This window comes from Archangium sp., assembly GCF_036388035.1.
Classification (GTDB): Bacteria; Myxococcota; Myxococcia; order Myxococcales; family Myxococcaceae; genus Archangium.
Map to the genome: position 1 here is coordinate 1 of NZ_DASVSO010000639.1, position 14,050 is coordinate 14,050.

At 69.6% G+C, this 14,050-nt stretch carries 17 protein-coding genes; 12 read left to right on the forward strand and 5 right to left on the reverse strand.

The window, feature by feature from the left end; all coding sequences use genetic code 11:
- A partial coding sequence (locus VF697_RS26145; RefSeq protein WP_414641342.1) for a Uma2 family endonuclease occupies nucleotides 1–292 on the reverse strand: 292 nt, incomplete at its 3' end.
- Nucleotides 293–512: 220 nt separating this feature from the next.
- Here VF697_RS26145 and VF697_RS26150 point away from each other — a divergent pair.
- Both VF697_RS26150 and recF read left to right on the forward strand, forming a co-directional pair.
- Nucleotides 513–1,730 carry a hypothetical protein gene (locus tag VF697_RS26150; RefSeq protein ID WP_331099437.1) on the forward strand — a complete coding sequence of 406 codons (1,218 nt, stop codon included), beginning with the start codon at nucleotides 513–515 and terminating at the stop codon, nucleotides 1,728–1,730.
- Between the two features lie 46 nt (nucleotides 1,731–1,776).
- Nucleotides 1,777–2,946 carry a DNA replication/repair protein RecF gene (gene recF / locus VF697_RS26155; protein ID WP_331099438.1) on the forward strand — a complete coding sequence of 390 codons (1,170 nt, stop codon included), beginning with the start codon at nucleotides 1,777–1,779 and terminating at the stop codon, nucleotides 2,944–2,946.
- A 3-nt stretch (nucleotides 2,947–2,949) separates the two neighbouring features.
- On the opposite strand, the gene VF697_RS26160 is transcribed toward recF, so the two are convergent.
- The gene (locus tag VF697_RS26160; RefSeq protein WP_331099439.1) at nucleotides 2,950–3,675 is read right to left on the reverse strand and encodes a hypothetical protein; all 726 of its coding nucleotides are present in this window, start codon (nucleotides 3,673–3,675) and stop codon (nucleotides 2,950–2,952) included.
- A gap of 3 nt (nucleotides 3,676–3,678) precedes the next feature.
- Entirely contained in the window at nucleotides 3,679–5,235 is a 1,557-nt protein-coding gene (locus VF697_RS26165) for an AAA family ATPase (RefSeq protein ID WP_331099440.1), read from the reverse strand.
- A gap of 109 nt (nucleotides 5,236–5,344) precedes the next feature.
- Here VF697_RS26165 and VF697_RS26170 point away from each other — a divergent pair, with 109 nt between their 5' ends.
- Nucleotides 5,345–5,926 (forward strand): DUF402 domain-containing protein, encoded by a 582-nt coding sequence (locus VF697_RS26170; protein ID WP_331099441.1) that lies wholly within the window; start codon nucleotides 5,345–5,347, stop codon nucleotides 5,924–5,926.
- Here VF697_RS26170 and VF697_RS26175 read toward each other — a convergent pair.
- Nucleotides 5,919–6,215, reverse strand: coding sequence for a YiaA/YiaB family inner membrane protein (locus VF697_RS26175; RefSeq protein ID WP_331099442.1), 297 nt, complete (start codon nucleotides 6,213–6,215; stop codon nucleotides 5,919–5,921). The genes VF697_RS26170 and VF697_RS26175 overlap by 8 nt on opposite strands.
- A 115-nt stretch (nucleotides 6,216–6,330) precedes the next feature.
- Here VF697_RS26175 and VF697_RS26180 point away from each other — a divergent pair, with 115 nt between their 5' ends.
- The 5 genes from VF697_RS26180 (at nucleotide 6,331) to VF697_RS26200 (ending at nucleotide 10,956) form a co-directional block, all read left to right on the forward strand.
- On the forward strand, nucleotides 6,331–7,209 hold the full coding sequence (locus tag VF697_RS26180; RefSeq protein WP_331099443.1) for a LysR family transcriptional regulator: 879 nt from the start codon (nucleotides 6,331–6,333) through the stop codon (nucleotides 7,207–7,209).
- A 77-nt stretch (nucleotides 7,210–7,286) separates the two neighbouring features.
- Nucleotides 7,287–8,858 (forward strand): HNH endonuclease, encoded by a 1,572-nt coding sequence (locus VF697_RS26185; protein WP_331099444.1) that lies wholly within the window; start codon nucleotides 7,287–7,289, stop codon nucleotides 8,856–8,858.
- A gap of 1 nt (nucleotide 8,859) precedes the next feature.
- Nucleotides 8,860–9,336 (forward strand): DUF4265 domain-containing protein, encoded by a 477-nt coding sequence (locus tag VF697_RS26190; RefSeq protein WP_331099445.1) that lies wholly within the window; start codon nucleotides 8,860–8,862, stop codon nucleotides 9,334–9,336.
- Nucleotides 9,337–9,402: 66 nt separating this feature from the next.
- Nucleotides 9,403–10,509, forward strand: coding sequence for a site-specific DNA-methyltransferase (locus tag VF697_RS26195; RefSeq protein ID WP_331099446.1), 1,107 nt, complete (start codon nucleotides 9,403–9,405; stop codon nucleotides 10,507–10,509).
- Nucleotides 10,510–10,596: 87 nt separating this feature from the next.
- A complete protein-coding gene (locus VF697_RS26200; RefSeq protein ID WP_331099447.1) occupies nucleotides 10,597–10,956 on the forward strand; it encodes a hypothetical protein in 360 nt (119 codons plus the stop codon).
- 79 nt (nucleotides 10,957–11,035) lie between these two features.
- On the opposite strand, the gene VF697_RS26205 is transcribed toward VF697_RS26200, so the two are convergent.
- Nucleotides 11,036–11,407, reverse strand: coding sequence for a hypothetical protein (locus VF697_RS26205; RefSeq protein WP_331099448.1), 372 nt, complete (start codon nucleotides 11,405–11,407; stop codon nucleotides 11,036–11,038).
- Nucleotides 11,408–11,603: 196 nt separating this feature from the next.
- Here VF697_RS26205 and VF697_RS26210 point away from each other — a divergent pair, with 196 nt between their 5' ends.
- The 4 genes from VF697_RS26210 to VF697_RS26225 form a co-directional block, all read left to right on the forward strand.
- Nucleotides 11,604–12,116 (forward strand): hypothetical protein, encoded by a 513-nt coding sequence (locus VF697_RS26210; protein ID WP_414641343.1) that lies wholly within the window; start codon nucleotides 11,604–11,606, stop codon nucleotides 12,114–12,116.
- A 101-nt stretch (nucleotides 12,117–12,217) separates the two neighbouring features.
- Nucleotides 12,218–12,961 (forward strand): ABC transporter permease, encoded by a 744-nt coding sequence (locus VF697_RS26215; RefSeq protein ID WP_331099452.1) that lies wholly within the window; start codon nucleotides 12,218–12,220, stop codon nucleotides 12,959–12,961.
- Nucleotide 12,962: 1 nt separating this feature from the next.
- The gene (locus VF697_RS26220) at nucleotides 12,963–13,784 is read left to right on the forward strand and encodes an ABC transporter ATP-binding protein (protein WP_331099450.1); all 822 of its coding nucleotides are present in this window, start codon (nucleotides 12,963–12,965) and stop codon (nucleotides 13,782–13,784) included.
- Nucleotides 13,781–14,050, forward strand: a 270-nt coding sequence (locus tag VF697_RS26225; protein ID WP_331099451.1) for an MlaD family protein, incomplete at its 3' end; no start/stop codon positions are given. The genes VF697_RS26220 and VF697_RS26225, both read left to right, overlap by 4 nt.

The following is a 14,050-nucleotide window of genomic DNA, read 5'->3' on the forward strand; positions in this document are numbered from 1 at the left end:
TGGCCGCGGTACGTGGAGACTCGGGGAGTCGCTCACTGCGCCAGCCCGCGATGTCCGGAACGAGGATGTCCCCTCCCAGGTGCAGTTCGGGCTCATCGAGGAGGACCCATCCGCCGGGGCCGTTCCATCCCAGGTCGAACGGGCCCATCAGCACGCCCCCCAGCCGGGAGTAGGCCCGGGCATGCGGGAAAGCGGGCCGAGGGCTCGCGTACAACTCTCCCGCGATGATCTCCCCCACCATGTTCGGGGGGAGCGCCTCCAGGTCTTCGTAGGTAGCGGGTCGCTTTCCCATTCCCCATTCCGTCCACGTCCATCCGAGCGACAGGTTCCATGGGTGGAACCTACCGCTCAGGTCTGACATCCGGCCCACGCGCCGTGACCGCGAGCGTTCTCTTCTTCCCATGCGCTTGCCCTGACGTCGAGCGTCACCGGGGAGCCACCGTTCACTCGTCGCCCCGAGTGGCCACCGGGGGCCTGTCGCCCCGCCGGGGGCTCCTTATAGTGGACCCATCGTGGCCCCTCCTTCCGACCTCCTGCGAGCGCGGCTCGAAGACCGCGCGGATCTGCTCGAAGCCACACGCTTGCGCTACCACGCGCTGGAGCGGTTGCTGCGCGCCTTCTTCTGGAAGGACCGGGTGCGGGCCAACCTCGAGCTGCTGCGCGAGGTGGCGCTCGCCCAGCCGGAAGTGGACACCACGCTGGCGGCGGTGCTCCGGCGCGCGGAGGCCGAGGGCTGGCCGAGGGACTCGGCGGAGATGGCGCTCCTGGCCGAGGTGGAGCGGCTGCGCGAGGCGCTGGCGGAGGTGGTGGACCGGCGGCTCATCGCGAAGAAGAAGCCTCCGTTTCTCGGAGAGGCCCTGCTGCTGCTGGAGGAGGAGGTGCTGGACGCGGGGCCGCTGCTGGGGCGCCAGCAGTGGGCCCAGGCGGTGGAGATCCTGCCGCGCAACCTCCCGGAGCTGCGGGCCGCCTGCGCCGCGGCGGAGATCTTCGAGCGTGTCTTCAAGCGCCCCGTCCCCTCGGGGGCCCTGCCCTTCGACGCGGCGGAGGCGGACGAGCTGCGTCGGGCTCTGCCCCTGGCCGACAGGGCCCTGGAGGCGCTCTGGGCCCGGCTGGACCGGTTCGACGCCACGGGCCGGGTGAGTGCCTTCCTGGAGAAGCGGGCGACGCGCGCGCCGGTGAACCCACCCCGCAGCGGGCCGGAGCTGTTGATGCACGCGGTCTTCTGGCAGGACGTCGCACGCTCCCGGCTGAAGGCGCTGTGGGCGTCCCGCCTGTCGCCCGTGGAGCCCCTCGAGGACGAGTGGCCGGAGCTGCTGGGCTGGCTGGTGGCGCGGGAGGCCTCGACGGAGGCTCGGCTCACGGCCTCGGACGTGTTGAGCGAGGGGCGGGCGGGGGTGCTGGAGCTGGCGGCGGAGCTGGCGGCCCTGTCGCACACGCGTCCCACGGGGCCATGGAACGAGGAGGCCGCGTGGGTGCGGCTCTGGACGGCGGCGCAGCGGGCACGCTCCGAGACGGGCCCGGACGTGGAGCGGCTGCGCGAGTCGCTGCGCCTCTTCATCCGCCTGCGGGGCCAGGGCCAGACGCCGGCCCGCTTCTTCAGCCCCACGCAGGAGCAGCTCCCCCGGTTGCCGGGCGGGCGAGGGGGCGAGGACGTGGAGGATCTGCCCGGACTGGTGCAGAGGGCTCGGGAAGCAGCCGAGCTGCCTCGCACGGGGAGGATGTCAGGGTAGGCCTTTAACCTGGACGCTCGCATGATCGGATGGGAGAACATTTCCCGTGCGCCTGCTGGCACTCCACGTCCAGGATTTCCGCAACCTTGGCCAGGTCTCCCTGGCGCCGAGTCCGCACGCGACCATCGCGGTGGGGCAGAACGGCCAGGGCAAGACGAACCTGCTCGAGGCGCTCTACTTCCTGTCGACGCTCAAGCCCCTGCGGGCGGGCCGCCTGTCGGAGCTCGTGCGCTGGGGGAGCACCGGGGCGCGGGTGACGGGCCGCTTCCTCCTCAAGGGAGCCGAGCGGGAGATCTCCGTCGAGGTGAGCGGAGGCGTGCGGCAGGCCTTCGTGGACGGGAAGAAGGCGGCGAGCCTGGAGGACTACTTCGGGGGCGTGTCGGTGGTGGCCTTCACCCCGGATGACCTGGAGGTGGTGAAGGGCGGGCCGGACGCGCGCCGGGGCTTCCTGGACCGGGCGGTGTTCAACCGCTTCCCGGCCTTCCTGCGCGAGAGCCGCGAGTACGGGCGGGCGCTGAAGAACCGCAACCGGCTGCTGCGCGAGGGCCCGGTGGAGCCGGCGTACCTGGAGGCCTACGACGAGACGCTCGCGAAGGCGGGGGCACGGGTGTACGTGCGGCGGCGGTCGCTGATGGCGGAGCTGTCGCCGAGGGCCCAGGCGACGTTCGCCTCCATCGGGCGCACGCCGGAGCCGGCGGCCTACGGCTACCACCCGGCGCACCTGGGAGACGTGGACTTCGCGGTGGCGGACGAGGCGGCGCTGGCGGTGGCGCTGCGCGAGGCGCTGGCGGCGCGCTACCGCAGGGACTCCGAGCGGCGCTTCACCTCGGTGGGCCCGCATGTGGACGACGTGACGGTGACGCTGGGCGGCCGGAGCGCGCGGGCGTACGCGAGCCAGGGACAGCAGCGGGCGCTGGTGCTGGGGTGGAAGATCGCGGAGATCGAGAACCTCGAGACGGCGATGGGCTTCCTGCCCCTGCTGATGCTGGACGACGTGTCGAGCGAGCTGGACCCGGAGCGCAACGCGTACCTGATGAACTACCTGTCGGCGAGCGGCGCGCAGGTGTTCCTCACCACGACGGACGCCTCGCTGGTGCGAGGTGCCGCGGCGCAGGACACGCTGTGGCTGGGCGTGCGAGCGGGAGCGGTGACGAGCCCCGCGCCGGCCGAGCCCCCTCCCGTGGACGAGCCCCAGCCCGCGGACGAGCCCGCGTAAGCGCTACCAGCGCCCGCCGCGGCCCGCCGTCCACAGCGAGGTGGGGACGAAGAGCACGAAGAGGAGCACCCCCAGGTACATGCCGAGCAGGCGCAGGGGCTCGTTGCCGAAGCGCACGAACAGGAAGGGCAGGCCGATGGCCCAGGCCAGGGCGCTCCAGCGCGCGAGCGGGTGGGGGATGAGCCGCAGCAACCCCACGCCGAAGGACGGGGTGGCGAGGTGCCGCCAGCGGCTGAGCCACGAGCGGTCCTTCTCGAGCGCCTGAAGCAGCTGTGCCTCGTACCGTTGCTGCTCCGCGAGCCGCTCCGCCTCGGAGGCGTGGTGGCCCTTCTGGACGGTCCGCATCTGCTCGCGGGTCCGGGCCTCGGCCTGGGCGTGCTCCCGCCCGCGCTGCTGGTTGTACGCGAGCTGCTCGGGCGCCTGGAGGTCCGCGCCACACGTGGTGCAGGTGCTGGCGAAGCGCCCGTTCTCGGCCTCGCACCGGACGCAGCGGGGGAAGTGCTGTCCCTCCGAGGGCCCGGTGTCGAGCGCCAGCGGGGTCTCCCCGTGCCGCTTGAAGCGCTCCACGTGGGCCTCGGGCACGGCCACCGTGGAAGGCGCCTCGCCGCCGGGGCCCACCACCGACTCGAAGCGGCCGCCGTCCTGCAGCCGCACCTGTCCCCCGGGAGGCGTCTTCTCGCCGCGCGCGCGCTCGAGATGGAGGAAGCGGGAGAACTTGTTGGAGGACATCGCCTACTCCTTCCGGGCGCCGGTCGAGGCCGGACGGGTACGCCCCCGGGCCCACTCGCGCAGCCGTTCAATCTCATGCCGCATGGTGACGGCGAGCGGGAAGGTCTCCTGGAGGGCACGCACGAGGTGGGGCTGGCCCAGCTCCACGCCCTCGGCGAAGGCCTCGTAGAGCCCGGCGACGACGGCCTGCTCTATCTCCGCGCCGCTGTAGTCCACGGCCAGCTCGGCCAGCGCGTTCAGGTCATAGGCGGCCGGATCCCTCTTCCGGCGCTGGAGGTGGATGCGGAAGATGTCGCGCCGCTCGGCGGCCTCGGGCAGGTCGACGAAGAAGATCTCATCGAAGCGGCCCTTGCGCAGCAGCTCGGGCGGCAGGCCGTCGATGCGGTTGGCCGTGGCCACCACGAACACCGGGGCCGTCTTCTCCTGCAACCAGGTGAGCAGCGTGCCGAAGACGCGGGCGGAGACGCCGCTGTCCCCCGTGTTGGACGAGGCCACGCCGGACAGGCCCTTTTCAATCTCATCCACCCAGAGCACCACGGGGGCGATGCTCTCGGCGGTGTGGATGGCCTTGCGCAGGTTTTCCTCCGAGGAGCCCACCAGCCCGCTGAAGATGCGGCCCATGTCCAGCCGCAGCAGGGGCAGCCTCCAGTGCGCGGCGACGGCCTTGGCGGTGAGGCTCTTGCCGCAGCCCTGCACGCCCAGCAGCAGCAGGCCGCGCGGCTCGGGCAGGCCGAACTGGCGCGCCCGCTCCCCGAAGGCGGCGGTGCGCCGGTTGAGCCACTGCTTGAGGTTCTGCAGGCCGCCCACGTGCCCCAGGTCCTCCTCGGGCGGGTAGTACTCGAGCAGCCCGCTCTTGCGGATGACCTGGCGCTTCTCGTCCTGGACGCGCTGGATGTCCTCGGCGCTCAGCTTGCCGTCGTGGGCAATGGCCTTGGCGAAGGCGTTTTCCGCCTCGGAGAGCGTCAGCCCCTGGGCCGCCTTGATGAGCAGCTCGGCGTTCTCGCGCGACAGGTCGATGGTGGCCTTGTTGCCCCGGCGCACCACCGCGACGATCTCCTTGAGCAGGTTGAGCAGCTCCTGGAAGCCGGGCAGCGGGACGTCGAGGACCGACACCTCCTTCTCCAGCTCGATGGGGATGTGGAGCGAGGGAGACAGGAGGATGACGGTGGTGAAGGTGCTCTTGAGGTAGTGGGCGAGCTCGCGCAGGGCGCGCACCACGGACTTCTCCTCCAGGTAGGGATGGAAGTCCTTGAGGACGACGAGCGAGGGCTCGGTGAGCTTCTCGATGGCGGCGATGGCCTCGAGCGGGTTGCGCGTCTCCTCGGGGAGGGAGGGGCCCCGGGTGGAGCCCACGTGGCGCAGGCCGCGGCTGATGGACCAGGTGTAGAGGGCCTTGCCGTGGGCGCGGGCCATGTCCGCGAGCAGGGTGTCGACCCGGTGCTCCTCCCACGACACGAGGTAGAGGAGCGGGTAGCGGGCACGGATGAGGATGTCGAGCTCCTCCAGCCACGCAGCGGAGGCCGGGGACCCGGAGCGGGGGAGCGCGGGACTGGACGCCATGCCCTCGGTATAGCAGGCCGGGCGAGCAGGGGGACATGGGGTGGGGTGGATGCTCGCCTGCACGCCCACACCGGGAGGCTCAGCGCGCCGGGGGGTGTTGAATGCTCTCATGCACCTGTACGAGAAAGGACAGCCCCTCACCGTGCACCACGGCAAGCCGTGGAGGCGGGGCAAGCCCATCCAGATGCGGGGGCACGTCGCGTCGTTCGACGGCGAGCGGGTGCGGATGACGCGCCAGTTCCGGAGCCCCGGGAGCGCCTATGACGGGCTCTACGCGAAGCAGCAGCGCGGGGACCACGGCACCATCGAGCTGCCTCGCGGCGCGTGGGTGGCGCGGCGGCGCTACCTGCGGCACTCGGGCAAGCTGATTGGCGAGCTCTACAACATCCAGACGCCCATCCAGCTCCTGCCGCGCGAGGTGCGCTACGTGGACCTGGAGATCGACGTGGCCTGGCTGCCCCACCGTCCGGAGAGGGTGATGCTCCAGGACGTGGCGGAGATGGAGGAGGCGGTGGCTCGGGGACACTTCCCCAGAGCGGTGGCGGAGGTGGCGCGCGAGGTGGCCGAGGAACTCGCCCGGCGCCTGGGACAGTGGGACGGAGCGTCGGAGCTGGCGTGGGATGTGCGACCCGCGCCGGAGCGACTGCTCCCGGTGGTGGAGGCCTTCATCCAGCGGCACCTCTTCACTTGAGGGCCACGGGGTCCACCTCGGCGAGCAGCTTGGTGACGCGGGCCTCGTCGATGCGGGCGGTGAGGCGCTCCTGCTCGTGCTGGTCGCGCACCGTCTTGGACAGGCTGAAGGTGGAGCCGATGGTGAAGAGCAGACCCATGCCCAGGAAGGCCTTCTGCCAGCCGTCCAGCGGCAGGTGGTAGATGCCGATGGCCATCACGCCGACGGCGAGGGCGAAGGAGAGCCACGTCTGGATGACCCAGGCGCCACTGTGGGTCGGCTGCATGGCGGTGGTGTTGGAGCGGGACATGATGCACCTCGTGGGGAGAAGCGCTCCGGTGGAAGCGCGGTGACGAGACAAAGATGCACCTGTTCCTCGTAAACCGCATGGAACTAATGGGTCCGCCTTCGATAAGCTGGAGTGGATGATTCAGCTCCAGCGACTCGAGGGCTTCTACTGGGTGGCCCGGTGCGAGGGGTATGCCCGCGCCGCGCGCGCCTTCCCGTACCCCATCACCCAGCCCGGCGTGCACCAGCAGGTGAAGCGGCTGGAGTCCGAGCTGGGCGTGCGCCTGTTCGAGCGGGTGGGCAAGGACCGGGTGGTGCTCACGCCCCAGGGCCGCGCGCTCTACGACTACGTGGCGCCTTTCTACGAGGGGCTGCCCGAGGTGGAGCGCTCGCTGCGCTCGGGCGAGGTGGGAGGGCGGCTGCGCATCCACGCCTCGGGCCACACGCTGCGCCACCTGCTGCCCCCGTGGCTGCGGCGGTTGCAGGGACAGCGGCCCGACATCGAGGTGGCCCTCTTCGAAGCGAAGGTGCCCGCGGTGTCGCTCGTGCGCTCGGGCGAGGCGGACCTGCTGGTGGACCACCTGCCCGAAGTGCCCCCGGACTTCGAGGCGCGGCAGGTGGGCAAGACGCGCGCCTTCCTCGTCTTCCCCTCCAACCACCGGCTCGCGAGCAAGGGCCCGGTGAGCCCCGAGCACTTCAAGGACGAGCCCTTCATCACCTACAGCTCGGACCCGCAGCTGCGGGAGTTGCAGCTCGCGGCGCTCGCGCACTTCGGGGTGGCGCCGCAGCGGATGTACGCGGCGGACTCGTCCGAGACCATCCTCGGCTTCGTGGCCGCGGGGCTCGGCTATTCGCTGCTGGCCTCGCTGATGCCTCGCGGGCCGCGTGTCCCCGGCGTGGTGGCCCAGCCCCTCACCGAGCCGGCCCGCGAGTTCCCCATCTACGCCGCGTGGCGCAGGAGCAAGCAGCGCAACCCCCTCATCGAGGCCCTGCTCGACCTCGCCCCGAAGCCGTGAGATGGAGGCGCCTCATGGCCTTGTCGTTCTCTACTCCTTGCCCACGAAGGGGGTGGCGCTCTCTGAGCGGACTGCTCGTGGCGGCGCTGCTGGTGCTGGCGGGTTGTGCCACCCATGTGCCTCGCGGGCCGCTGATGCCGGGCTTGCGCCACCGCTCTCAGGCGCCGACGCCCTATGAGAGCCTGAAAGTGCAGCGGGCTTCGGCCCAGGCTCTCCCGGTCTCCGCCCCTGAAGGCTTGCTCGCTCATGGTGAGGACAAGGCCCAGCTCGTCGCTTCACGGAATAACGCTCCCGAAGACGAGGACGGAGACGAGGGGCCTGCCTCGCGCGGGCACCGCCCGGCGCATGAGGAGGGCGAACCACTGGGCGGCTGGAGCGAGGGCACGGCGGGCTGGCGAGACGGTATAGGCGATAGCCGCCCGCAGGCCGTGCCGATGAGCCTGGATTACTTCCAAGGCTTCCTCGTGCAGGTGGGCGTACCCACGGATGATCTGCCAGTGGATGGGCGAACCTTATCGCCCGAGCAGGCCCTGCGCCTGCTGCCGCCTCTCCTGAGTACCCCGGTGACACTGGGTAACTTCGCCCAGCGGCGCATGGCGGCACACCTGTTGCTGGAGGTGGCCATGGGGGGCGTGACGGTGTCGCGAGATGAATTGCATGCGCGCATGCGTCGCTTCCTTCGCCTGTTGGTGCTGAGGCCGGACGGCTACCTGGTGCGGCCCACCACGGGTGAGGCCAAACAGAGGGCGGGAGAGATGAGGGTGGCGGAGGATGGCACCCTGCGCGCGGGCCACTTCGAGGTGGGCCCCTTCTATGCCATCGAAGGCGGACGCCTGTGGCCGGTGGACTCGGCACTGGAGGTGTCTACGGGAGTCCCTCCCCTTGGCGCCTACCTGCCAGATGACGGCGTGCTACGACCGGCGGTGGAGGGAGCTGGGCTGGCGCTGGTGGACACAGTGCAGGGGCTCTACCAGCTTGCCTTCCACCCGGTCGAAACCTTGGAGGGCCTCGCGCAGTTACCAGATGCCGTGCGAGTGCTTGTCCACAATGCCCCCGAGTATTGGGAGGCCTTCCGGTACAAGCCGTCCGGCGAGCAGGTGCGTGCCGTTTCTCGGCTCACCACCAGTGTAGTGCTGGTGGTGGGCACCTCGGGGGCGGGCGCGGCGAAGGCTGCTTCGTGGGGCGGCACGTTGGGCCACCTCGCAGTACCTGTCTTCGCATTGACGCGTGAAGGGGCGCTGACGTTGCAAGTGGTCGCGGTTCCGGCGGGGCGTCTTGTCGCTGCTACGGGCCAGGTGCTCAGTGCGACCTACGTATTGCACATGGCCAACACGGGAACACAGGGGCCAGGAGGAAGTGCTCCTCCCACGGAGCAGGGAGCAAAAACAGGGGTGAGAGGAGGACCCGGTTCGGGAAAAAGGTTCCCTGAAGGAGTGAAGGCCGCTGCCGAGCAAGAGTCCGGAGGGCGATGTGTCTTTTGCGATCGTCAGACAACGAGAGAGCCTGGTCCCGACCAGCGAAACACGGATCATGCCGTCCCGAAGTCGCGAGGTGGAAACAACACCCTCGATAATGCCCAGAACACCTGCAGAACTTGTAACCTCGACAAGGCGAGCAAGACGACCGAGGAGTTCCTGGAAGGACGCTGAGATGCAACCGGAGGAACAGGGCGAGCGGACATCGGGACTGGTCAAGGTGACCTTCCCGCTCGAGGCACAGGCAGGGCACGGCTCGGATACGGAGACCCTCTGGGCCGAGAAGTTGGCCGAGAGCCAATTCCGTCTGAGGAACACCCCGTTCTACGCGTACGGGGTCAGTGCCGAGGATGTCGTGTTCGCGCACGAGCACGCAGGTCGGCTCGTCTTCGCCGGAGTTGCCCGTCAGGGTGGCCACTCCACGTACCGCATCATCAAATCCAAGGAAGTAGACTCGGCCCGGTTCCAAGAGCGATGGGCACCGCTTCAGAACCACGGTTGTAGCTACGAGGAGGGGTTTGGCAGGCTCCTCGCGGTCGATGTCCCTCCAGCAGCGGATATCCATGCCGTCTATGCGCTTCTGGAGCGAGGCGAGCAGGACCAGGTCTGGAGCTTCGAAGAGGGACACTGCGGTCATTCACTGCGAGCGTAGGGGTGAAAGGTAGACGCCTTGGCTTCAAGACCCGCTGGCGACTCCCAGAAGACCGGATTCCGGCGGGTGCCCAGGTACTCCTACGGGACGCCCGGCACGGGGAACGCCCTCTACCACGGGGAGAACTCGAAGGTGCTCGCGCATCTCGCGCCCGCGCTGCGCGGCGCCGTGCGCTGCATCTACATCGACCCGCCGTACAACAACCAGGAGCGCTACGCCCACTACCACGACGCGCTGTCTCACGCGGCGTGGCTCGCGAACCTCGGCGAGCGGTTGGAGCAGCTCGCGCCCCTGCTGCGCGAGGACGGCAGCCTGTGGATCTCCATCGATGATCGCGAGGTCCACTACCTCAAGGTCGCCGCGGATGCCGTCCTCGGGCGGGAGAACTTCGTCTCCACCGTGGTGTGGCAGCAGCGCACCACCCGGGAGAACCGCAAGGTCTTCTCCAACAACCACGAGTACCTGCTCGTCTACGCGAAGGATGCCCGGCGCTTCCGGCAGGCCCGCAACCCGCTCGCGCCTTCTTCGGACCTCCTGAGCCGGTACAAGAACCCGGATGGAGATGCCCGCGGCCCCTGGCAATCCGTGTCCGCGAACGTCCAGGCCGGCCATGGCACGGCCTCGCAGTTCTATGTGCTGGTCGCTCCCAACGGGCGCCGCCACGAGCCACCCAAGGGCCGGTGCTGGGTGTACAGCCAGCGCCGCATGCAGCAGGAAATCCACGCCCGCAACGTGTGGTTCGGCAAGGACGGCAACGGGGTGCCGCGCCTCAAGCGCTTCCTGTCCGAGTCGCAGCCGGGCCTCACTCCCGAGACGCTCTGGACCGCGGCCGAGGTGGGCACGAACGACTCGGCCAAGAAGCACCTGCTCCAGCTCCTCCCCGACGACACCGTCTTCGAGACGCCCAAGCCCGAGGCGCTCCTCCACCGCATCCTCCACATCGCCACCCATCCGGGCGACCTCGTGCTCGATGCGTACCTCGGCTCGGGGACGACGGCCGCCGTCGCGCACAAGATGGGCCGGCGCTACGTGGGCATCGAGGAGGGCCGCCAGGCCGTCACCCACTGCTTCACCCGCCTCCGGCACGTCGTCGAGGGCGAGCGGGGCGGCATCTCCGAGCAGGTCGGCTGGTCGGGGGGCGGGGGCTTTGAGTTCTTCCGCTCGGGCCGTTAGGTGTCCCCTCAGCGGCCCGTGTCAGGCCCCGGTGCTAGGTCGGGTCCTTGGATGCGGGACTCCGCGTTCCATTCCTGGAGAAACTTCGTGAAGAAGATGTCGATGCTGCTCGCCGCTCTCTCGCTGGCCTCGGCCCCCGCGTTCGCCGCCGACTACAAGTGCAACGGCAACCGGGTGGAGAAGGGCGGGAGCACCCAGTACACCGTGCGCACCTCCGGCTCGGACATCACCATCGAGAAGGGAGGCAGCACCCGCGGCAAGGCCGTCAAGCGCGGGAGCCACTACGCCGTCGAGGTGGGCGGCAGCACCCAGGCCACCATCGAGAACGGCAAGATTCTCAAGGGCGGCTCCTCGTGGGCCTCGGTGAGCGACGCCCAGCGCGTCTACGACTGCCCGGACGTGGTGGCCGCCACGCTCTGGGTGCTCGACCAGAAGGGCCAGCTCTAGCTCGGAGCGCGGCCTTCCACTCAAAGCGGCCCGTCGTGGATTCCCACGGCGGGCCGTCGTCTTTTCATGCGCGGGCGCTCTACCGCCGCCGCAGCCGGAAGCGCCGCGCGTGGTGCGCGGGAGGCCCGGCGATCTCCTGGGGGATGTGCTGGAAGAAGGGGAAGCGGAACTCCGCCCACAGCACCATGTACGCCACGCCGAACACCGCCGTGGCCACCACCCACCACCAGGACACCCCGGTGGCCAGGCTCACGATCGCCGACAACACGCACACCACGCCCACGCCCAGGGCCAACTCCCGCCGTCGGGGCGATTCCGACATGGCGAAGCCCATTGAAACGAGCGAGCAGGCGAGCAACAGCCACGCCAGCCCGAAGGCCTCCCGGGCATACAGGAGGGCAATCGACAGCAGGAACAATCCCAATCCGAACAGGCCCAACCCACCGTCCATGAGGTGCCTCCTCCACCGAGTCGTCGAGTGGCAAGGGTTCAGGCCCTAACATCCGCATCTGTCCACCACTGGAGGAACGCTCGGCGTGACGAGCGCCTGGCGGGCCCGGTCGCCCGGCGCGTGCCGGGGAGTCAACCTTTCATTCCCCCCGCAACTCACGGGTGGAGGGGGGGGTGCCTACCGTGGCGGCATGAGGATGGGAGTGATTGGCCACGTCCTTCCGCTGCTCTTGCTGCTCGTGCCGGCCGCCGGCTGCCACCGTGGAGTGCGCTTCGAGAACCAGGTGCTGACCAAGCCTGGGGTGCGCTACCGCGTGGGCGAGGTGTCCCCCACCTGGGAGCGCGTGAAGGTCGCCAGCAATGACCTGGCCTGGTTCGTCGAGGACACCGGCCATGCCCTGCAGGTGAATTCCACCTGCCAGGGGCACGAGGACGCGCCGCTGGACGTCCTCACCCGCCACCTCCTCCAGGGCTTCACCGAGCGCCAGGAGGTGGAGGTCCAGAAGGTGGTGGTGGATGAGCGCGAGGCGCTGCGCTCGCACTTCCTGGCCAAGCTGGATGGGGTGCCGGTGGAGCTGCTCTTCGTGGTGCTGAAGAAGGACACCTGTGTGTACGACTTCAGCTACGTGGCGCCCCTGGGCCGCTTCCAGGAGCGCCTGCTGGACTTCGAGTCGCTGGTGCACGGCTTCCACGCGGAGAGTGCCTCATGAGGACGGGACTCGAGCTGCACCCGCCGCCGCACCCGCGCCGGCCCGTGGAGTCCTCGTCCGTCGGGGCCATCAACACCGAGGACGGCCCCTTCCGGGCGCGGATGAGCGCGCGGCTGGAGCGGCTGGGCGCCCTCATGGTGATGACGGGCAAGGTGATGGCGCGCTCGGTGAGCCGGCCCTTCTCCCCCGCGGCGCTCGTCTACCAGGTGGAGGCGCTGGGGGTGCGCTCGCTGCCCATCGCCCTGCTGACGTCCACCTTCGCCGGGCTCGTCATCGCCCTGCAGTTCGGCTACTTCCTGGCGCGCTTCGGCGTGCAGTACACGGTGGGCCGGGTGGTGGTGCTCACCCTGTTCCGCGAGCTGTCCCCGGTGCTCATCGCCCTCACGGTGGGGGCGCGCGTGGGCTCGGGCATCGCCGCGGAGCTGGGCTCCATGACGGTCACCGAGCAGGTGGACGCCATCCGCGCCCTGGGGGCCGACCCGCTGCGCAAGCTGGTGGTGCCCCGGGTGCTGGCCTGCTTCATCCTCATGCCCGCGCTCACCGTGCTGGCGGACGTCATCGGCATGGTGGCCGGCGCCCTGGTGGTCAACGCGCAGTACGGCATCGGCTTCCGCCTCTTCTTCCAGGGGGCGCTGGCCGTGGTGCTGATGAGCGACTTCCTCTCCGGCGTCGTCAAGGGCTTCGTCTTCGGGGGCATCGTCGGCGTGGTGGGCTGCTTCAAGGGGCTCACCGTCGAGGGCGGCACCGAGGGCGTGGGCCGCGCCACCACCCAGACGGTGGCCATCACCTCCGTCACCGTGTGCCTCGCCGACTTCTTCATCACCAAGCTCACCCTCTACTTCTGAGATGCTCTTCCGCCACTCCACGCCCCGGCTCCAGTTCCACCCTCCCCAGCAGGGCGAGGAGCTCATCCGCTTCGAGCACCTGGAGAAGTCCTTCGGGCCCAAGCGCGTCTACGACGACCTGCTGCTCTCCGTGTACGCGGGCGAGACACTCACGGTGATGGGCGGCTCGGGCACGGGCAAGAGCGTGCTGCTCAAGTGCCTCATCGGGTTGCTGCGGCCGGATGCCGGTCGCATTTTCTTCGAGGGGCAGGAGCTCACGGGACTCCGCGAGGAGGACTTCTTCGAGCTGCGCAGGCACGTGGCCATGGTTTTCCAGGGAGCGGCGCTGTTCGATTCGCTGACGGTGGGGGAGAACATCGCCTACCCGCTGCGCGAGCACTTTCCCAAGATGTCCCCCGACGAGGTGCGCGCGCGCGTGGCGGAGAAGCTCGCGCTCGTGGACCTGCCGGGCATCGAGAACATGCGGCCGGCGGACCTGTCCGGCGGCATGAAGAAGCGGGTGGGGCTGGCGCGGGCCATCGCCACGAACCCCGAGGTCATCCTCTGGGACGAGCCCACCACGGGGTTGGACCCCGTCACCACCGAGAACATCAACCAGATGATTCGCTCCATGCAGAAGAAGCTCGGGTGCACGTCCATCGTGGTGACCCACGACATGATGAGTGCCTTCACCGTGTCGGATCGCATCGCGATGCTGGCCAACCGGCGCATCGTCCAGGTGGGCACGCCGGAGGAGATGAGGGCCTCCACGGTGCCCGAGGTGCGGGCCTTCCTGGATGCCCGGCGGCAGGAACTCGAGCCGCGAGAGGGGGTGGCGCCATGAGCCTTTTCACGTCCACGTCCCAGGAGAAGCGCCTGGCGCTGCGGGTGGGGACCTTCGTGGCCGTGGCCCTGGCGCTCGCCGGGCTCGTCGTCTTCATCATCGGCCAGGAGACGCACCTCTTCGAGAAGGAGGTGACGTTCCACACCTACTTCGAGAACGTGGAGGGACTGTCCGACCAGTCACCGGTGTGGCTGGGCGGCCTGGAGGTAGGCCAGGTGGCCGGGGTGAACTTCCCGTCCAGGCCTGGGGAAAAGCGGCTGGAGGTG